Origin of the sequence: Flavobacterium franklandianum (genome assembly GCF_007097365.1) — a bacterium.
In the GTDB taxonomy this organism is placed as follows: Bacteria; Bacteroidota; Bacteroidia; order Flavobacteriales; family Flavobacteriaceae; genus Flavobacterium; species Flavobacterium franklandianum.
The window spans coordinates 80,242-101,802 of sequence record NZ_VJZR01000008.1; the positions used below are offsets into that span (position 1 = coordinate 80,242).

11 protein-coding genes are annotated in these 21,561 nt (G+C 33.6%); 3 read left to right on the forward strand and 8 right to left on the reverse strand.

The window, feature by feature from the left end:
* Positions 1 to 25: 25 nt before the first annotated feature.
* The 3 genes from FNW17_RS10340 to FNW17_RS10350 form a co-directional block, all read right to left on the reverse strand.
* Positions 26 to 2,434 carry an alpha-ketoacid dehydrogenase subunit alpha/beta gene (locus FNW17_RS10340; RefSeq protein WP_144071593.1) on the reverse strand — a complete coding sequence of 803 codons (2,409 nt, stop codon included), beginning with the start codon at positions 2,432 to 2,434 and terminating at the stop codon, positions 26 to 28.
* Between the two features lie 196 nt (positions 2,435 to 2,630).
* Positions 2,631 to 5,459, reverse strand: a complete 2,829-nt coding sequence (locus FNW17_RS10345; RefSeq protein WP_317129776.1) for a gluzincin family metallopeptidase — start codon at positions 5,457 to 5,459, stop codon at positions 2,631 to 2,633.
* A gap of 41 nt (positions 5,460 to 5,500) precedes the next feature.
* Positions 5,501 to 6,229 (reverse strand): LOG family protein, encoded by a 729-nt coding sequence (locus FNW17_RS10350; RefSeq protein ID WP_143390565.1) that lies wholly within the window; start codon positions 6,227 to 6,229, stop codon positions 5,501 to 5,503.
* A 740-nt stretch (positions 6,230 to 6,969) separates the two neighbouring features.
* On the opposite strand from FNW17_RS10350, the gene FNW17_RS10355 reads away from it, so the two are divergent.
* Positions 6,970 to 7,542, forward strand: coding sequence for an ankyrin repeat domain-containing protein (locus FNW17_RS10355; RefSeq protein WP_144071594.1), 573 nt, complete (start codon positions 6,970 to 6,972; stop codon positions 7,540 to 7,542).
* A 158-nt stretch (positions 7,543 to 7,700) separates the two neighbouring features.
* On the opposite strand, the gene uvrA is transcribed toward FNW17_RS10355, so the two are convergent.
* Entirely contained in the window at positions 7,701 to 10,532 is a 2,832-nt protein-coding gene (gene uvrA, locus FNW17_RS10360) for an excinuclease ABC subunit UvrA (RefSeq protein ID WP_144071595.1), read from the reverse strand.
* Between the two features lie 230 nt (positions 10,533 to 10,762).
* On the opposite strand from uvrA, the gene FNW17_RS10365 reads away from it, so the two are divergent.
* Entirely contained in the window at positions 10,763 to 11,284 is a 522-nt protein-coding gene (locus tag FNW17_RS10365; RefSeq protein WP_144071596.1) for a hypothetical protein, read from the forward strand.
* A gap of 12 nt (positions 11,285 to 11,296) precedes the next feature.
* Here the strand turns inward: FNW17_RS10365 and FNW17_RS10370 are convergent, their stop codons facing one another.
* A complete protein-coding gene (locus FNW17_RS10370) occupies positions 11,297 to 11,839 on the reverse strand; it encodes a hypothetical protein (RefSeq protein ID WP_144071597.1) in 543 nt (180 codons plus the stop codon).
* Between the two features lie 167 nt (positions 11,840 to 12,006).
* Positions 12,007 to 12,960, reverse strand: coding sequence for a Fic family protein (locus tag FNW17_RS10375; protein WP_144071598.1), 954 nt, complete (start codon positions 12,958 to 12,960; stop codon positions 12,007 to 12,009).
* A 215-nt stretch (positions 12,961 to 13,175) separates the two neighbouring features.
* Between FNW17_RS10375 and FNW17_RS10380 the strand changes: the two genes are divergently transcribed.
* The gene (locus tag FNW17_RS10380; protein WP_143390559.1) at positions 13,176 to 14,087 is read left to right on the forward strand and encodes a DUF5655 domain-containing protein; all 912 of its coding nucleotides are present in this window, start codon (positions 13,176 to 13,178) and stop codon (positions 14,085 to 14,087) included.
* A gap of 121 nt (positions 14,088 to 14,208) precedes the next feature.
* Here FNW17_RS10380 and tamL read toward each other — a convergent pair whose 3' ends face one another.
* Positions 14,209 to 16,503, reverse strand: coding sequence for a translocation and assembly module lipoprotein TamL (gene tamL / locus FNW17_RS10385; protein WP_144071599.1), 2,295 nt, complete (start codon positions 16,501 to 16,503; stop codon positions 14,209 to 14,211).
* Positions 16,500 to 21,551, reverse strand: coding sequence for a translocation/assembly module TamB domain-containing protein (locus tag FNW17_RS10390; RefSeq protein ID WP_144071600.1), 5,052 nt, complete (start codon positions 21,549 to 21,551; stop codon positions 16,500 to 16,502). The genes tamL and FNW17_RS10390 overlap by 4 nt, the downstream gene beginning before the upstream one ends.
* Positions 21,552 to 21,561 lie beyond the last annotated feature (10 nt).

The window sequence follows — 21,561 nt, forward strand, 5'->3', positions numbered from 1 at the left end:
TAAAATATTATTCAAGAACTATTTTCTAATACAAAACTGGAAATTTTGAGGGGTTTACTTCATTCATCATAGCGTATATTTTTTCAAAAATATCTTCAATAGAGGGTTTCGAAAAATAATCACCATCCGTTCCGTAAGCAGGTCGATGTGCTTTGGCTGTCAAGGTTTGCGGCTTGCTATCCAAATAGTTATAGCCGTCTTGGTTTTCTATAATTTGTTGTAAAATATAGGCCGAAGCTCCGCCAGGAACATCTTCATCGATTATCAACAATCGATTTGTTTTGGCTATACTTTTCACAATATCGTGATTGACATCAAAAGGAAGCAAAGATTGGATATCAATTATTTCGCAATCGATACCAATTCCCATTAGTTCTTTTACGGCTGCTTCTACTAATCTCAAAGTAGAACCATAAGAAACCAAAGTAATATCAGCTCCTTCTTTTATAGTCTCAACCACACCAATTGGTGTTTTGAATTCACCATAATTCAACGGCATTTTTTCTTTCAATCGGTAACCATTGAGGCATTCTACCACAAGTGCTGGCTCGTCACATTGTAATAAAGTGTTATAAAATCCAGCGGCTTTGGTCATGTTTCTTGGGACTAATATATGAATTCCTCTTAGTGCATTTATCAGCATTCCCATTGGGGATCCTGAATGCCAAATTCCTTCTAATCGATGGCCACGAGTTCTAATGATAAGTGGTGCTTTTTGTTTGCCATTAGTTCGATATTGTAAAGTAGCCAAATCATCGCTCAAAATTTGAACACCATACAATAAATAATCTAAATATTGAATTTCTGCAATCGGACGAAGGCCTCGCAAAGCCATGCCAATTCCTTGACCGATTATCGAAGCTTCTCTGATGCCAACATCGGCAACACGGGTTTCTCCAAATTTTTCTTGTAATCCGACTAATCCTTGATTTACATCGCCAATGCTTCCTGCATCTTCACCAAAAATTAAAACTTCTGGGTGTTTTGAAAAAAGCACATTAAAATTATCACGCAAAATCATTCGGCCATCAGTATCTTCTTTGACGTTATCTTCGTATTCTGGTAAAACTTCTTTTACTGAAAACACATTCAAATTAGATTCTGAAAATAAATTCTTGCTGAATTTTGGTTGGTTTAAATCGAAGTAATTAGTAATCCAATTGGATAACTCAGGTTTTCCATTTTCATTGATTACTAATCGTAATGCTTTTCGAGCGGTGCTAAGAATTTCCTTTTTTAAGGGAGCTTTTATGTTGCTTAAATTCGTTTTAAGTTTAAGAATTTTATCGCTATTTTTGCTTGTAGGGGCGATTTTTTCTAACAATTGAACAAGCCTTTTTTGTTCCTCGATTATTGGATTAAGAAATGCATTCCAAGCTAGTTTTTTGGCTTCAAATACTTCTTTTTTAGTGATTAAGTCAATTTCTTCAATTTCTTCTGAGGAAGCAATATTAATGGCAATCATCCATAGTTTCATTTGTCGAATGCAGTCAAAATCTCTTTCCCATTGCAATCTGTTGGCATCTTTGTATCTTTCGTGCGAACCTGAACTAGAGTGGCCTTGTGGTTGTGTGAGTTGGGTTACGTGAATTAAAACTGGAACGTGATGTTCACGAGCTAAATCGGATGCTTTTTCATAGGTTTCAATCAAACTTGGATAATCCCAACCTTGTACTTTTAATATTTCGAAACCATTATGGTTTTCATCTCTTTGATATCCTTTCAAAATTTCCGAGATACTTTCTTTTGTGGTTTGGTGTTTTGCGTGAACAGAAATTCCGTATTCGTCATCCCAAACACTCAAAATAAGAGGTACTTGTAAAACTCCAGCGGCATTTATAGTTTCAAAAAATAAACCTTCTGATGTACTCGCATTTCCAATAGTTCCCCAAGAAATTTCATTTCCGCCTAACGAAAAATTTGATTTATCTGCAAGTTCTGGGATACTTCTGTAAATATTTGATGCTTGGGCAAGTCCGAGCATTCTTGGCATTTGCGAAGCTGTAGGAGAAATATCAGCACTAGAATTTTTTTGTTTTGTCAAATCTTTCCAGCTACCATCTTCATTGAGGCTGTGTGTTACAAAATGACCGCCCATTTGCCTTCCTGCTGACATAGGTTCTTGAGAAATATCAGTATGACCATAAAGTCCTGCAAAAAACTGTTGTGGAGTGAATTCGCCAATAGCCATCATAAAAGTTTGATCACGATAGTATCCTGAACGAAAATCACCGTCTTTAAAAAACTTTGCCATCGCTAGCTGAGGAACTTCTTTTCCGTCACCAAAAATGCCGAATTTAGCTTTGCCTGTTAATACTTCCTTACGTCCTAATAGGCTACATTCTCTGCTTGTTATGGCAATTTTGTAGTCTTTTAAAACTTCAGTTTTGAAGTCTTCAAAGGTTAGGGCAGAATTTATTTTCTCTTTTATCATAATGCAAGAAGTATAACTTTGGTGCAAATTTACTCAAAAACTAATTATTTTCATCATTCATTATAAGAAATAGAATTAAATTTTTTCTAAATAAAATTTGATAATAGTCGTTTTTGTTGTAAAATGTATATTTTTAATTAAATATCATTGATAATAATATAATTTTTAATTAATTTTTTTTAGTATTTTTATTCCACTAAAACCATTTTCTTGTAAATAGTTGGATAAATTTATCGGGATTCAGTGTTATGACAAATCGTATCTTTTCATTGTAATTGGGTTGCGAAATTTCCCATCCTTTATTGGAATAGATTGGAAAAAATAACTCGAAATAATCGGTCAAAAGATTTAATCGGATACCACTATCGAAGAGGAATTTTTCTTTTTGATTCGTATTTTTTACAACTCCAATATCGCCATACGCTTCTATCCAATTCCAAATAGAATAACTTCCGTTCAGAGTTGCAATCCATTGATTGGCATAAGAGGGCGTCAACTTCGATTTAAAACCACCTTCGGCTAATATAAACTCCTGACTTACAATGCCAGTTTCAGAAGATCTCCCTAGGTAAGCATAATCAAAAAGATAATCAGTTGGTCGGTCTAATGCAAAACTATAAAAATCCGAATTACTAGTGTTGTACGTAAAAGCTCCTGCGTACATTCGCAGATTAAGTTGGCGATTGTCTTCGAATAGTTTTCGATATTGTAATTCGGTAGAAATTTTACCAAATTCGCGTGAAAACTGAACGTCTCCTACAAAGCTGATATGATTTGTTAGCTCCGTTCTTGAGTTGATATATTTTGCATCAAAAACCGAATAATCCTGAAGTGAACTATCAATAACTATCTCACTTTTTTCTCGATTTATGATTACTTGTCGAAAAAGCAGTAGTTGTTTTCTATTGTCTCTATAATCATCATTTCGAAATTGCATCAAAACCATTGGGTTTATTTTTAAGTAGGTTGCATCTGGAGCATAATGAAAATAGTTGCCACTTATAGAATATCTTACGCTAAACAAACTATTGTCACGATAATCTTTATTCAACATGAAGATAGCTGAACCCGTTATCATGTTCGATTTTGTCGCAAAAGTAGGATTGATGTCATACACAAAAGGCCTGTTCAAAATAGCTCTGTTGTGGAATCGCATTCCCGGCGAAAGCCCGTCATATAAATTATAAGTGAGTATCGGAGCATAAATAATTTGATTGTAATAGGGATCTTCTAAATCCTTTATAAAAGTAAATTTAAAAGGTCGACTATTAGGAAAAAAACCTTCTAATTTTTTCCAATTATTTCTTAAATTGAATTCAGGAACTTCATTTTTATAATTGATAATGATCTTGTTGGCCTGATTTCTTTCTAAGGTGTAAATGCTGTCATTTTTTTGGGGTTCTAACCATTTTTTGAAAACAATTGTATCGTTTTTTATACCATAAATTGATATTGGTACAAAAGTATTCGTCTTGTTCTTCAACGAAAATGAAACACTATCTTTGGTTTTTGTCACATTAGAAAACTTGTAATCAATAATTTCTCTAGAATTAATAATAGTTTTAAAAAACCAATTAATATCTTTATTAGTACTCGATTTTATAATTGTTTCGAAATCATTTGCCCCACAAATCTTTTTAGTATTTAGGGCATTAAATTGCTGAATACTATTTGATACAGAACTGTTTCCAATAAAATTATCAAGATAGATTAAACTCAAACCAGCTCTATATTTACTGGCAATTTGCTCATTAAATTTTATCAAAGTATTTTTTGGCGAGCTTAGTGGTTGGTCTAAATTTTTTCGAGCCATAAGCAAATAAAAATAACTGTATTGCTCGTTGAAATCAATATTTAAAAGATGGAACCCTTTGAATAATTTAAAAGTAGATATGCGTCCAGTCATTTTTAATTCAGGGTAGTATTCGTCAATATATCGCATCATTGTATATACCTGAATGCCATCATAAATCCAGTTGTCTTTTCTGGGGTCTAACTTTAAATTATTTTTCAGATAATTGTTCAAATACGTTTTCAAAAATTTAATTTCAAAGAGAAATTCATCCTGAAACGGAACCAAAAAAGCAGGCATCTGATTTAGTCCATAGAAAGGATTTCGGTCGTAATCAGCTTGGGCAACGATAATTTTTTCGTAATGGGTTTTTCCAACTAAATTGTGAGTAAAATTGACCACTTTATCGATCGCAATAGCTTTTTGAATCTCATCAGCCTTATGCCCTCTGATATTAGTTAGAACCTCGACGGAGCTATTTTTGAAGTTGCGAAAACTAGATTTTGGTTCTAAAAAAATACTAAAATCGGTTCTGTTTTTTCCTTTCAATTTGTAAAAAGAAAAGCTTTCAAAAAGAGTAGTTTTCTCCTCATCCAAATCTGTAGTTAGCTCGAAATTTTTTGTAATTCTCAGAATAATATCAAAATCACAAACTGCATTTGCAATATCATCTAAATTTAAATTATTGTATTCAACAAAAGCATGATTTTCAAATCGCGCAGGGGTAAGAAACCAGTTTCTAAGATACATTCCACTTCTTTCTGTGTAACCATAATGAGTAAAATCATCAATAGGTACTTTTACAATGTAGTTAAGGTGTAAAACAATTTTTTGATTAGGAGCCAATTTTTTATCCAATTTAACTGTAACTAAATCTGGATTTTTTTCGGTTCTTTCCCAAGAAAGTTTTGATTTATTGGCTGTCGAAATATTTAAATTATTCGTACTACCGCGCTCTTTTTCAGCTGCCAAATGAAAACCTCTATAAAATTCGTCCGAAAATCGTTTTGCCAAAGGAGTTGTTTTAGAAGAATACGCATGGTTCCAATCATTCAAAACAATACTTGTCAAAGTATCTTCAGATTGATTAAAAAACTCGATTTCCTGTAAAACGGTCAACGTTTTTTGTTCCATATTCACCTCAACATCTATTCGTGAATGATGCTGACCATATTGTTTTGCCGAAGCAAAAAAGAAAAGGATAAAAAATATAATTTTATGAAATGATTTCAAAGTTTAGTTTTAAATTGAGATTTGGGTTTTTAAAATAATGCTTAGAAATTTGGCGATAAATCGTATTTTTTGTAGAATTTATCCAGTACTTCGACCACTTCATCTTCGTTATCCACAATTTTGAATAAATCCAAATCCGTAACATTAATGGTTTTTTCTTTTTCGACCATAACGGTTTTTATCCATTCTATTAAGCCAGACCAAAATTCAGAACCAACCAATATTATGGGGAATTTTCCAATTTTCTTTGTTTGGATTAACGTCATCGCTTCGAACATTTCGTCAAGAGTGCCAAAACCGCCCGGCATTACCACAAATCCTTGCGAATATTTCACGAACATTACTTTTCTAACAAAGAAATAATCGAAATTCAAGTTTTTGTCGTGATCAATGTAGGGATTAAAATGTTGCTCGAATGGCAATTCGATATTCAATCCCACCGAAATCCCGCCACCCAAATGCGCACCTTTGTTCCCCGCTTCCATAATGCCGGGACCACCACCAGTGATTACTCCATATCCTGCTTTGCTAATTTTATAAGCTATTTTTTCGGCCAATAAATAATATTTATCCTCTGGTTTGATTCGTGCCGATCCAAAAATAGTGACACAAGGACCTATCCGACCCATCGATTCATATCCGTTTACAAACTCAGACATAATCTTGAAAATCCCCCAACTATCATTGGTTCGAATCTCGTTCCAAGTTTTTCTTTTTAGTTTATCCTGAATAACTTTATCCTCATCGTTGTCAAAATCTTCTAGTCTCATTTTTGTGTTTTTTTGACTTTTATTATAGTTCCTTTTTCAAAGTCTAAAAATGGAGTTAATTATCTAAAGAAACCAGCATTTCAGACTTCTGTGCTAAAGTAATTCTTTTTTCAAAAAATGTGAAGCATTACTTTTTTATTTCTATCATTTCTTTTCTTTATAGGTTGTATTGTTTATTGGTTTAGTAACAGTGAAAAATGCAAGAAGACTGAAGGTGTTTGAACCTTAAATCTGGGAAATATTTTTGAGTTTACTACCTGAGATTTTTCAAGAGTATATTCAAAGCAAAATTTCAATTTTAACACCAAACAAACAAGAGATTGACCGCAGTTCCCAAAAAGCTTCTTGCTATTATTGAATTGTTATTAATTTTTGTTTTAAAAAAGCATTTTTTAAATATAATACTAATTATTAACAAAAATAGATATATTAATTCAAGTAATTATGTTGATATTGATTGTTTGTTTTCCTGAAATAGACATTGAAATGAATAAAGAATAAAAATACATTTTAAGCAGAATTATTTCTTATTTTTCTTGGATTGATGTTGTAATTAATTGTAAATTTGATAAAAAATTGACAATATTTACTTTTTGTTTTGCGACATATTCAAAATAATTGCTTTTTAGTGTTTATTTAATAAATTTAAGAGTGATTTAATTTTTGCATAAATGCTGATATTGAACATGATTTATATATATTATCAATAAATAAAAAATAACAATTTAAAAACAATACCCATGAAAAAAACAATCATTTATTTAGGAATTACTTTAATGGTTTTTTCTAGTTTGTCTTTTGCTTCCAATACTAATTTTATTGGTAATCAAAAAACACAAAATAACTTTAATGTATCTCCTGCTCCTTTAGTAGTAGCAATTAGTAAAGGGGAAATCGAAACAGTCAAAAAGTTTATTGAGGATGGCACAGATGTTGATAAAAAATTTAATGGAATGACTCCTCTAATGTATGCAGCTCGCTATAATAAAGTCGAAATTATAAAATATTTATTGCTAAAAGGAGCTGATCGTAACATTAAAGATAGTCAAGGATTTACTGCATTAAAACATGCTGAGCTATCTAATGCTTATGAAGCTATTACTTTTTTGAAATCATTATCAATTAAGGAACAAGTGAAAATTTCGTTTATTGATGACTCTGTTTTTTTGTATCCTGAACCAGTTTTATTTGTAAAATCTAGTAAAACAATCGATAGAATTATTGCTGAAAACGATAAAATAATTGAAAGTACAGATTCCGATGAAATACAGACTTTAAATTTCACTGAAATTAATAAAAAACCTGTTTTATAAAATAAGAGTAATTCTTAAGATGTCGTAGCATTATTTTAATTCGATTGTACTTATTATAAAATAGCGAATGGGCTTAGGGGAAGCCTCAATTTATCAATAAAAAAGCACCATTATGGGTTATATAATGATGCTTTTTTTATGTTATTTTTTTTCAATATTTAAACCAATTCCTTCTTCAAAAATTGTGCCGTATAGCTTTTCTTATTTTTGGCAACTTCTTCGGGAGTTCCTTTGGCAACGACTTCGCCACCGCCTTTTCCGCCTTCGGGACCAATGTCTATGATGTAATCGGCTAGTTTGATCACATCCATATTGTGTTCGATAATCAAAATCGTATTGCCTTTATCGACCAGTTTTTTTATCACCTCCATCAATACCCGAATGTCTTCGAAATGCAAGCCAGTGGTAGGTTCGTCCAATATATAAAACGTATTTCCAGTATCTTTTTTAGCTAATTCTCCAGCCAGTTTGATACGTTGTGCTTCACCACCAGAAAGTGTTGTACTTTGTTGTCCCAAGGTTATATAACCCAAACCAACATCTTGCAGGGTTTTGACCTTTCGATAAATCTTCGGAATCATTTCAAAGAAGGGAACAGCCTCGTCAATAGTCATATTCAAAATATCCGAAATGGATTTTCCTTTGTAACGAATCTCCAAAGTTTCTCTGTTGAAACGTTTCCCTTGACAGGTTTCACATTCTACATAAACATCGGGTAAGAAGTTCATTTCGATGGTTCGTACACCAGAACCTTCGCAGGTTTCACATCGTCCACCTTTTACGTTAAAACTAAAACGCCCTGCTTTATACCCCCGAATCATACTTTCAGAAGTCATCGTGAACAGGTTTCTAATTTCGGTAAAAACCTCGGTGTATGTGGCAGGATTCGAACGTGGTGTTCTTCCAATCGGGCTTTGGTCAATATCAATCACTTTGTCAATGAATTCCAAACCCTCAATTTTCTTATACGGTTTTGGTTTTTTGACACCATTAAAATAAAAGGCATTCAAAATAGGGTAGAGGGTTTCATTGATCAAAGTTGATTTCCCGCTTCCCGAAACTCCGGTTACACAAATCATTTTGCCCAAAGGCAATTCTATCGAAACATTTTTCAAATTGTTTCCTGTTGCACCCGTTAGTTTTAGGAAATTTCCGTTGCCTTCACGACGTTTTTTTGGAACTTCAATTTCCATTTCACCGTTCAAATAAGAAGCCGTCAAAGTATGGTCTTTCAAAATTTCGGCAGGAGTTCCTTTGCTGATGATTTCGCCACCGTGTTTTCCTGCTTTTGGACCAATATCAATCACATAATCGGCACGCAGAATCATATCTTTATCGTGTTCGACAACAATAACCGAGTTGCCTATATCACGCAATTGTTCCAAGGAATGAATCAATTTATCGTTGTCTCTTTGGTGCAAACCAATGCTTGGTTCATCCAGAATATACAGAACACCAACCAACTGCGAGCCAATTTGTGTCGCCAATCGAATGCGTTGTGCTTCTCCTCCAGAAAGTGATTTCGAGCTTCGGCTTAAAGCCAAATAATCCAAGCCAACGTTCATCAAGAAAGCCAATCGATCCTTGATTTCCTTAATAACTTCCGTTGCGATCGTCTTTTGTTTATTGGATAAATGGTTGTCCAAATCCAGAAACCAAGCCGTCACATCCGAAATATCCATATTGCACAATTCGGCAATATTCTTCTCATTGATTTTGAAAAACAAAGCTTCTTTTTTCAATCTGGAACCTTCGCAAACCGGACATTTGACTTCATCCATAAATTCCTTTGCCCAACGTTTTATTGTGGTCGAACCGCTTTCGTCGTGTTGGTTTTTGATGAAATGCGAAATCCCTTCAAACTCAATTTTGTAGTCTTTGGTTACGCCCAAAACTTTCGATTCGACCGAGAATTTTTCTTTTCCACCATTCAAAATCATTTCCATAGCTTCCTCGGATATTTTTTCAATAGCATCGGTCAATTTGAAATCAAATTTCTCACCAATGATTTCCAATTGCTTGAACATCCAGCTGCTTTTATATTCGCCCAAAGGAGCAAAACCACCTTTGTTTATTGATAATTTTGGATTTGGGATAATTTTCTTTATGTTGATTTCATTTACCGTTCCCAAACCTTTACAATGATCGCAAGCTCCTTTGGGTGAGTTGAACGAGAATAAATTAGGTTCCGGATTTTGATAGGAAATTCCGGTTGTCGGACACATTAAATTCCGACTGAAAAACCGAATTTCATCGGTATCTTGGTCTAAAATCATCAACACATTTTCGCCGTGATACATCGCTGTTTTGATGCTTTCGGTCAGGCGTTTTTCGTTATCTGGTGTGTTTTCGATAACCATTCTGTCTATCACGATTTCGATGTCGTGGGTTTTGTAACGGTCGAGTTTCATTCCTGTAGTGATGTCTTTGATATCGCCATTAATACGGACTTTTAGGAAACCTTGTTTGGCAATTTGCTGGAATAATTCGGCATAATGTCCTTTCCTAGCACGAATAACGGGAGCCAAAATATTGATACGTTTACCTGCAAAATCTTGGGTAATTAACTCTTTGATTTGCTCGTCATCATAGGAAACCATTTTTTCACCCGTATTGTAGCTATAAGCATCTGCGGCACGCGCAAAAAGCAAGCGTAGGAAGTCATAAATTTCGGTAATGGTTCCAACGGTCGAGCGTGGACTCTTGCTGGTCGTTTTCTGCTCGATGGCAATAACGGGCGAAAGCCCATCAATTTTATCCACATCAGGTCGTTCCAAACCACCCAAAAATTGTCTGGCATAAGCCGAAAAAGTTTCTACATAACGGCGTTGTCCTTCGGCATAAATCGTGTCGAAAGCCAAGGATGATTTTCCTGAACCCGAAAGTCCGGTAATCACGACCAGTTTCTCTCTTGGGATTTTTACATCTATATTTTTTAGATTGTGTACTCGCGCACCCAATACTTCAATGTTGTTATCGTTTTCTAGCATAAATTTTGGCAAAACGCAAAGTTACCATTTTGATTTATTCTTTCATTACAACAGCACGGAAGTTTATATTAAAATTACATATAAAATTGGACGCAGATACAGCCGATTAGCTATCGCGAAAACGCGGATAAAAACTGATGTATTTGTTTAACCAAGTTATGTTTTGAATATAAACTAATTGTAATCTTTGAATTAGATAAAATTTTTATATTTGAATAAAAAATAGAAAGATGAATATTTTAGGAATTGGCTCACGCATAAAACACCCAGAATTGGGACTTGGAGTTGTTACGAATGTAACTTCAAAGCATTATTGGGTTACTTTTATTGAAAGCGGATTGGAAACTATCGAAATTGATAGTGAATTTGACATTATTGAAGCTGTTGAGGGAGAAGTTGATTCGGTTAGTTTTCACGATGTAGAAAAATCTTTAAAAAATCTACTACAAAAATGGAGCGATGTTTCCCAAATAGTTCCCATCGCCGACAAATGGAAAGGTGGCAAAATCATTTTAGAACCAGGAACTGCCACGCAAAACAAGGAAGTTCTGATTGACACTTTTTTTCATAAAATCACGATGGTTCGCGATAGAATACGAGTGATGGAACAAAAGATTAATGCGAGCAATCTTGACGAAGCCGAGAAAATTGATTTGCAGCAATACATCACCAGAATTTACGGCAGTTTGACCACATTTAATGTGTTGTTCAAAAATTCGAATGATTATTTTGTAGGGGAAAAAACTAAATGATAAACACGCATCTTATTGATTATTCAGTTTAACGGTGTTTTTTTTATTATATTCCGCTTCGATTTCGTTTATTTCTTTAACAAGTCCTTTGTTTATCAATTGTTTCACACCACCTCTAGGAAAATAATCATAGGGAGCTGGATAAATTTCGTAAAATAGGGTATGTTGATTTTGTTCGTGAAATAGAATAACAGCATATCCTATAAACTTTTTAGATTTATTCATTTTTGTAAATTGATAAGCAATTACTTTATCATCATTCAAATACTTACCCTCTTTTAGTTTTTTTAAATACTTTTTACTTACTTCATCAATTATTAGTAATCGGTGTAATTTGTTTAGTTCCGGCGCATTTTGCCAAGCCTCTTTTGAAGAATTAACAGAATTTTCTATATCAGTAATGACATTGTAATAATTAGATTCTTGGATTAAATCAACACGTTTAACCTCAAGATTGTCTTTTGATATTTTACTGATTACTTCCTTTTTATCAATAGATTTGGAACACGACGCAATAATCAGTGTGACTAGTATGTAAAGATATTTTTTTATCATATTATAATTTTCAGGTTGAAAGATATAAATAAATTTTGATTGTAAGTTCGTGATGATTTTTTTAAAATGGTTTGCTTCAAGAAGCAAAACAATCTCGTATGCAACAAAACAGTCAATGGCAAGACCAAAATAGTTGAGATAACCACAAAAAAAACGCTAACTCAAAGCTAGCGTTTTCTTTGTCTATTTTCGATATAATTGGCAACAGCTTCTTTGGTAGTGTACCAATTCCGACCTTCTTTGTAAGCATCAATTTTTCCTGTTCGAGCCAATAAACTTACGTATTCTTGACCGTAAGGGCTGCTTGGCTCACTGACAATATCTGAAATTTTTTGAAAATCATTATCGTTGTCAGGCATCGCATTCAAATAAATATTTAAGCTGCGTTCCAAGGCTTGACACATCAAAAGCATTAGTTTTTGATAATTGCCATTATTGGCTTGATTGAGTGCTTCATAGTATTTTTTTCTATCATTTTTGAGAATAATAGCGGGTGGAAAACCACAACGCATCAACAATAAATTCATTGCCAGTCGAACTGTTCTACCATTACCATCAAAGAAAGGATGAATCCAAACCATTTTATGATGGAAAACCGCAGCCAATTCTATATCGTTCATTCCTAAAGGATTGGTATTAATAAAATCAATCAATTCATCCAGTAAATCCGAAACTTTATTGGCGTTAGGCGGAACAAAATTAGCGCCAGAAATACGAACACCACCATTGCGTAAACGTCCTGCAAAATCCTCTTCGATGGAACGTAAAACTAGGCTATGTAAAGAAAGAATGTCAATACTTCGCAAAACATAATCATCATTAATTATCGAAAATAAATAATCTATGGCTTTGTCGTGATTGTACGTTTCAAAATGTTCTCGCAAAGATTTTCCTTTTACTGTAATCCCTTCTTGAAGCACCATTTGAGTTTCTCGTAACGTTAAAGAATTCCCTTCGATACTATTCGAATTATAAGTCCATTCTATAGATAAACTTTCTCTAATTTTGTTCAAAGCGATGTTGGGCAAAGGTCTGCTGGCTTGCAAATCTTGCTTTTTTTTGTACAATCTCTCGAAGGTTGATTGAAACTCTGTTCTATATCCTAAATCTATTTTCCACATAACCCAACAAAATTACAATTAATATCGGATAAATACAATTTTTTTACTATCCGATATTAAAATTTTATTCTTTAAATCAATTTTTTTCAGAGTTTGTAATAAATTGTTTATATATTTGGAAGAGAATAAAATTGGAATATGAAATTTCAAAAGTTTGTAAATTTCAATTATTTTTTAGGTATCATTTTTTAAATTCTAATATAAAAAATAATAAAATGGCTCTATATAAAATTGAAAAAGATCTAACATATATTAAAGAGAATCCTTTTAAGTTAGAGAAAGAAATTCAAGAATTAACGGAACGTAATTTAAAAACTATATTGGGTTTGGATTTTGTAAAATCTGAGTTTTCTCTAAATAATTTTAGGATTGATACTTTAGCTTTTGATAAAGAAGCAAATGCTTTTGTAATTATTGAGTATAAAAGAGATAAAAATTTCAGTGTAATTGACCAAGGATATGCATATTTGTCTTTAATGTTAAATAATAAAGCTGATTTTATTTTAGAATTCAATGAAAATCTTGATAAAACCTTAAAAAGGAACGACGTTGATTGGTCACAATCAAGAGTTTTATTCATATCACCATCTTTTACAAATTATCAAAGAGAAGCTATAAATTTCAAAGATTTGCCAATTGAATTATGGGAAATTAAAAGATTTGAAAACAATACAGTTTCATTTGAGCACATCCAAAAAGCAGGTGCTCAAGAAAGTATTAAAACTATTTCTAAAACCGACATTACAATAGATAATGTTGCTAAAGAAATTAAAGTTTATACAGAGCAAGAACATTTAGACAATGTTTCTGAGGAGATTAAAGAACTTTATGATAAGTTAAAAAATGGAATATTAAATCTTGATAATCTAGAAGTAAAACCAAAGAAAAAATATATAGCTTTTGTCTCTGGTAGAAACGTGATTGATATTCATCCGCAAAAAAAAGCTTTGAAAATGTGGATTAATATGAACAAAGGAGAACTTGAAGACACAAAAGGTTTAACAAGAGATGTTTCAGCTACAGGGCATTGGGGAAATGGAGAGTATGAATTACAAATTGATTCAGATGATAATTTAGAATATATTCTAAGTCTAGTGAAACAGTCTATTAAAAAGAATAAAAAATAAGTTGAAAGGGTTAAATTTCGTGATAAAAGATGTCGGGTTTGTTAAGATAATTTAGTTCTTCAAAATGATTTTACCACAACTTCTCCCTCAAATATTTCCCATAACTCACATTCAAACCACCCTAAAACGGATACCCAATCGCAATATTGAATATCAGGTTTTCTTTTCTCCAAGAGCCATTTCCAAAATCAATGTCATCAATCACCCATCTTTGTCCCTCTGTCAAATAAGGCTTTCTTAGCGGAAATGCCAAATCGGTTCTCAAGATTAAAAAAGAAAAATCGAAACGCAATCCAGCACCAGCTCCAACGGCTATTTCCTTCATAAAATCTTTCGAAATTTCTGCTCCAGCTTTGTCTGGATCGGCATTCAAGAGCCAAATGTTTCCGGCATCTACAAATAAAGCACCTTTCATTAAACCATAAATTTTCGCTCGGTATTCGGTGTTGAATTCTAATTTTAAATCAGCCGATTGATCTGGCAAAAAGGAGTTAGAAGTTAGTGGTGCTTGGTAACTTCCAGGTCCGAGTGATCTTGCTCTAAAGGCACGAATACTATTGGTTCCACCCACGACAAATTGCTTGGTTGTAGGCAATGTAATCGAATTTCCATAGGCAAAACCGGCACCAAGAATGATTCGGCTTGCCAATTCACCTTCTTTTCCTAGTTTTAAATAATGCCTAAAATCTGCTTTTATTTTTACATATTGGCTAAACGGAACATCAAATATTTTTATGGTATCGCCTTGTTTTGCATTTGCTCCCTTCAATAAACCAGTGATATTTCCAGCCAAATCCACTTCTGTATTAAAATAGAAAGTATTTTTTTTACGTTTTTGCATCGTATTCGTGAAAGTATAGGAATAGGTTGGGCCAAAAATCAATTGTTTTTCGATTACTTTTCCCAAAGCAGCATCGGCATCAATATCCGCTTGATATTCTGCTGTAACATTATTCGGACTCACATAAGTAATATCGACAACATTCAATTGATGTTCTTTTCGGATATTGCTTTTCCAGATGTATCCAAACGATGTTTTAAAGGAATTCAAAGCGTAAAGTTGTGTCCTGTTTTGGTATTCATAGCGCACAGTAGCTTTGGTTCTTGGGACAAATTCTTGGTCACTTTCGATAGTAAAAGGTGTAATCAATCTTGGCCAAGTCAAACTCGTTTCTGTTCCCAGTTTATAAATATTTTGCCCTTTATTTTCGCCCGAAAGTTGAAAATCGGCTCCGCCAAATACGGAAACAGTCAGCAATTCTGCACCACGAAATACGTTTCGGTTGTTCCAGTTTACATTAATTTCAGAACCTGTAAATCCTGCTGAATTGGTTTTTCCTAACACTTCGACACGGATAAACTTTTTAGGCAAAAGCGTCAAATAATAATAAGCATCCAAAGTATTTTTCAAACTATCCGAAACCTTGAATTCATTTTTCACGAAGTTGAATGTGCCTAGATTTACAAAACGGTTCAAGGAAAGATTGTGATTTTTTCGGTTGTATAAATCCCCTTTTTTAAAATACAAAGCGCGGTCAAAAACTCTGGGTTTAAAAGTATTCGCTGAATCAATAATTGTGAAATCTTTATACTGAACAATATCCTCTTTTTTATAAGTAACGCTATCTTTTGAAATCGAAAAATTGGGATAGACTACAATCTTGTTTATTTTATAAGCAATGGCGGCTTTTTCGGGCGTTTCGTCTTTTATTTTTAATTTGATATTAACCTCATAATCTCCTTTGGTACTATCCACTTGAGCCAAAATATAATCGGGATTAAAATAATAATACCCTTTTTCCTTGAGTCTAGCATCGATGCGTTCTCGCTCGAGTTTTATCACTTCCAAATTATACGGTTCGCCTTCTTTGAGTAGAGTTAGGCGATTGGTTTGGGCTATTGCTTTTCCTAAATCAGAAGAATCTGCTGGAAATTGCACATTTTTTATTTTGTATTGTCTTTTGGGCCAAATGGTATATTCTGCCGTTGCTTTTTTGTTTTTGGCAGTCGAATCGGCGCTAACACGAGTTTTGAAATACCCTTTATTTTCCGTAAAATTTCTCAAAACAGCCACGTTATAATCTAAATCGACTTTGCTGAATAATACTGGCGCTTCACCCACTTTAGTCCTTAACCAATGGCGAATTCCTTTTTCTTTTTTTGGTTCGCCAGCCAAATTATAAATCAATAGTTTAGGACGTAATCCAAATATTTTTTTATTGGGTTTTGGTCGCAGTAAAGTTTCCAATTCGTTCTCTAATGCTTTCTTTTCTTTCTTTTTTAGGACTGAATCTTTGACGGTTACGGAACTTCCTGTAAACAATAAATCGCCATCGGGCAAATATTTAGTGTTGCTGCATCCAAAAGCAAAAAACAAGGATAATGCTATAAAATATTTTATATATTTAGTTTTCATAGTTTGTTATCTTTTTCTTGTTTTTTGAGCTTTACTTTTTCCTTGAGAACTTTTTCTTTCTCGATCATCGCTTTATCTGTCTCACTTCGATGATACAATTCTCGGAATTTATTGTAACTCATCGTAAGAATAAAGGCAACTCCAGTCTCGACAACCTGTCCGGCGATGGCCACCTGATATTCGTTTTTTCGATAGGCGCGAATCCTATAGCGACCGTCTTTTGTGAGTTGATAATCTAGCGCAACATCGCCTGCAATATTGGAAACATCTTCGTTCGCACGTTCTTGACCTTCCACACCAAAATTGCTTCCAACGGTTACTTTTATTCGATCATCAAATAGTTTTTTAGAAATGCCAACATTCAAATCGGTTCTATTTTGCAGCGTTCCAGAAGTATAATCTTCGGTTGATTCTAAATCAAATTCAAACTGGACTCCAGCAATTAAATCTCCAGCAAGATCATTCAATTGTTGCGAAAGAATTTTGCTCACACTTTGTCTAGCCAAGGATTCGGCATTGGTTCCGCCGCTTTCGCTGGCAAAAGGATTTTCGCCAATAAAACGATTCAACAATAAAAGGGCAAAAACTTGCTTGTTCAATTCGGCCGGTTCTTGTCGCAATTGTTCCAACTTGGTTTGAGAAGCCGAAACAATATCTGACGAAACTCCATAATTTCCATCAGGAAGAATAATGTCAAAGGTAATTTCGGGTTTCATTAATTCGCCATCCATTTTTAAAATAGCTTGAAACGGAATTTTCTGTTTGTAGGTGTTTTTAACGGTTGGACTTACAGTTCCTAACTGATTTCCAAGCAAATCAATTGGCGCAGTGTTCACTTTATAAATCGCCTTGATGTTCAAATTCGCCATTGTGGGTTCGCCATTCCAAACAATATAACTTCCTTTTTGAATGTCGAATTTTCGTCGAATCATATTGAAATTCATCTCATAAGCACCTTCCGAAAATTCATATTTACCGGTCAAAGTCGTTTTTCCGGATGGATCAATGCCTCCTGTAAGTTGGGCCTCGCCTTTAAGGTTCAGGTAATCTCCATTTCCTTTGTCGATAACCAAAGTAAGTTCGGCTTCATTATCAATCGAAATGGCAACACTAACATCCATACCGATTAAGGCGGATTGATTGAGTTTTTTCTCCATCGAAGCCGTTTGTTTCAGATACAAATCATCCTCATTTACAAACTCGACAATTCCTTCCCTGTCGGCGATGGAAGGATCGGATTGTGGTAAGACAATGGTGAATTTGGTTTCCTCTTTTATTTTAATAGTTCCTCCAACAATGGGATTATCAATAGTTCCTTGGATGTTTAATTTAGAGTCTAAAATTAAATCGCCATAAAACAAATCATTGTCGGTAGCTTTTGAGTGAATCGCTCTAAAGTCATTGGCAACAAGGGTTAGCCCGAAGTCAAAATTCCTGAAATCAGCTGATTTGATGGTTCCGCTTACGGTCAATTCATTGTTGTTTTCGTCGTATAAAGTAAATTTATCAAAGGCAATTATTTCATTCTCAAACTTGATTTTTTCATCCGTGATTTTAAAATAAGAGTTGAGTTCTGTGGTTCTGAAACCAGCATCATTAAAGTTTAATTCGCCATTTAATTTTGGTGCATCGGTATTTCCAGTAATCTTGAAATTCCCCGACAAATAGCCAGTTCCTTCCGTAATATGATCCATACTGAACCCTTGGATGCTTTTGATATTTAACTTTTTTAAATCTAAATTAAGGTCGAAAGAACCGTCGTTAATTTTATAGGCTCCAAAGAGATTTACGTCATTTCCTTCTCCGCTAAGCACAACATCGGCAGCCAATACATTAGTAGTTTTGTTGTCTACTTTTATAGCAATGTCGCCAACAGGTTCTCCTTTGAAAGTAAATTTATCTATTTTTAAATCCGAGGTAAATGTTGGGTTTGTCATCGCGTTTTCCACCAATGCGGAGCCGTTTATCAAACCTTGCATCAACAATTTGTCTTTTTTGACCATATTCAAAATCGTCTCAATTTTGAAGTTTACAAAATCAACCTTCAATGGCGCATTATTTTGATTGCCTAACGATTGAATTTTTAGTTCATTTCCAGAATGTTCCAAATAAAATTTATTGATGTAAAGCCTTTTATCGCTAAATTCAATTGCATTTTCGGTATTGATATTCCATTTGTCGTAATTGAGGACAAAATTTTTAGCATCAATTTTTAGTGTGTTTTTCGACTTGTCACGTAGCCATTCGCCGGCAATAAAATACTGTTGTTTCTTGCCTGTATCATTTACTTCAAGTGCATAAGTCACAATATTATTCTCAACTTTTCCGGATAAACTCGTAAATGGAATTTTAATTTCTCCGCTTTCGATAGTGGCGACGGAAACTTGATATTCCAAAGTGTTTCCTTTGGATTCTATATTTATTTTTCCATCGGAAATGGTGTTGTTGTCATACACAATTCTCGGAATCGTTCCTTTTACTTCCAATGAATCGGCAACATTATTATATTTTCCTGTAATGTGAATAGGTTCCAAACCTGTTAGTTTTGGAATCAATTTAAAAAGAATCGGATCGTTATCAACAGACAAATTAAAAGTTAATCTTTGTTCGTCTTGCGCTACATTGTTTTTTGGTTTTCCTAAATCTATATATTTCGACAATGACTTTTTGACGGCTGCTGCCAAAGTGGTCAGCTTGAATTTTCCATCAACTTCGGCTTTCAGAAATTGCGAATTTATCTTAATGTTATTTTTTTTAGTGTTGGCGAAAGCCACAATTTTGATGGAATCCAAAACTATCGGATCAGTTTCCTGCAAAATTTGGATATTCGAAAGGAAAACTTCGCCGTTTAAAAAATCAGGGTTACTATTGGCAATATCTGCATCGATATTTCCTCGCAATTTCATTGGACCGGCGTGAAGATTCAGTTTTTGAAGATCGGCAATATCCAGATTTAATTTTAATTTGACCGATGGATATTTGTCTTTCGCATTTCCGTTGGCAACCAAATCAAAGCTCAAATTCGGGTCTTTCATTGCAGATTTTAAATCAAATAATCCGTTTTTGATATTTCCTTTTAAGGCTAAATCGTGATACGTATATTTATTGAAAACTGCTTTTTGAACAATTCCATCCAATTCCGCCTGAGCCGTTTTTGGGTCTAATCCTTTGCCTTTTACTTTTGTTTTAATCGTAATTTTTCCTAATGAATCATTTTTTATGAAGCGGCCTAAATCAAAATCTAGCAAATACACTGTTGCTTCGTATTTCTCTTGATTTTTAATACGTTGATCAAACGAACCATCGATTTTGGCATTTCCAAAGTTGCTGTTTAAAGCCAAATTGGTCTTGAAATTCTGAACCGAACCTTTAAATTTCCCGCTCATATTAAACTGCGAAGGCAATTGAATAGTCTTTGGAATTGTTCCTGCCGGCACAAACGAAAGTGCGTCTTTGGCGGTGCTCGAAAATTTCTTTATGTCCAAATCGTAATACGCTTTTTGCACATCTGGAAGTCCTGTAATTTTTCCAGACATCGAAACTTGTGTGTTTCCAATGCCACTCATTTCAAAAAGCGGAATATTCAGGTTTTTTATTTTTCCGTTCAAACGGGTATTCAAATACAAAACCGCATTGGGATTGTTTTTAAACAGTTCTTCTTTTTGCAAATAGGGAGCAAACAGCAAAACATCCTTAAACCCAACTTTTGATTGATTTAAATTGGCGTTCAAACTAAGATTTTCAATGTTTTTTTGAATGGCAGCTATCGATGGATAAGCTACTTTAATATTATTTTGCAGCAGTGTTTGTGGTGTTTTTAAATACAAATTATTCAAATATGCATTTTTTGGACCATAGAAAAAATCCGTTTTGAAGGACTGAATTTGCAAACCACTTTTTTCAATTCCAGTAAGCGATTTTATGTTTCCAGAAATGGTATCATTCGAATAATATATTTTTTCAGCTTTAACATTAAATTTATCCAAATCGAGGTGACTGTAATCAATTCCTTTTGCGATGGGTTTTGATTGCATATCATCATACTTGAAAGCTATATTTTGCAAATCGACAGCGTTCAATTTTACTTTCCATCCAGTTTGTTTGATTGTTGTCGAATCTAAATTGGGTGTTATAAGTTGTTTGTCATTTACACCCAATCGTAAATTTCCTTTTAGATTTTTCAATTCAAAAGTATCAAAATCCAATAATTGTTTGTTCAAATCAATTTCGTTGACGGATAACTCCAAATTTCCTAAATTGATTCCCGAACCTAATTTGGAATCCTTGTTATCATAAGAAACATCTATTTTCGAAAAACTGATTTTGCCTAGCTTTAAACTGAAATCTTTTCTCTTCGAAATCGTATCCAAGGTTTTTATGGTCACTTCGGCAATTTTTTCAACAATATCCTGATTCAAAACTAATTTTAAACCATCCAAATTGATATTAGGGACATCAAAATCCATTTTGTCTAAATCAAACTTCTTGAATTTGGTGTCAAAGTGGACTAGTTGTACGCGAAGATCATTTTTGGAAAAATCATCCTTGAAACTAAAATTGACGTTTTCGAGATTGATATTTTCGACAGATACTTTAAAAGGCTTACTATTTGGATCTACTGGTTCTTTGGATTCAAAGGCCTTGATAATATAATCGAAATTGAAAACGCCGTCCTTGTTTCTGTAGATATTTGCTAAAGTATTTTGGAGAGAAACCGAATTAATTTCCAATTCACTGCTTAGGAGTTTAAATAAATCAATATCAGCTTCTAATCGTTTGCCAATTAATAAAGTATCTTTTTTTTGATCTTCAAAATAAAACCCTTCCAAAACAATTTCCTTTGGAAAATTAACGGCAATTCGGTCTAAAGAAACCCTGGTTTTGATTTTGTTTTGCAAATAAGAAACGGCTTTGTCTTTAGCATAATTTTGAACAGCGGGAATCTGAATTAAAACAACAAGAAGTAGTAAAAGCGCTATTATCCAAGCGACGCACCAAAGTAGCACTCGCAGTGTTTTTTTTAGAAGATGAATTAGTTTTAGATTCATACGCAAATAA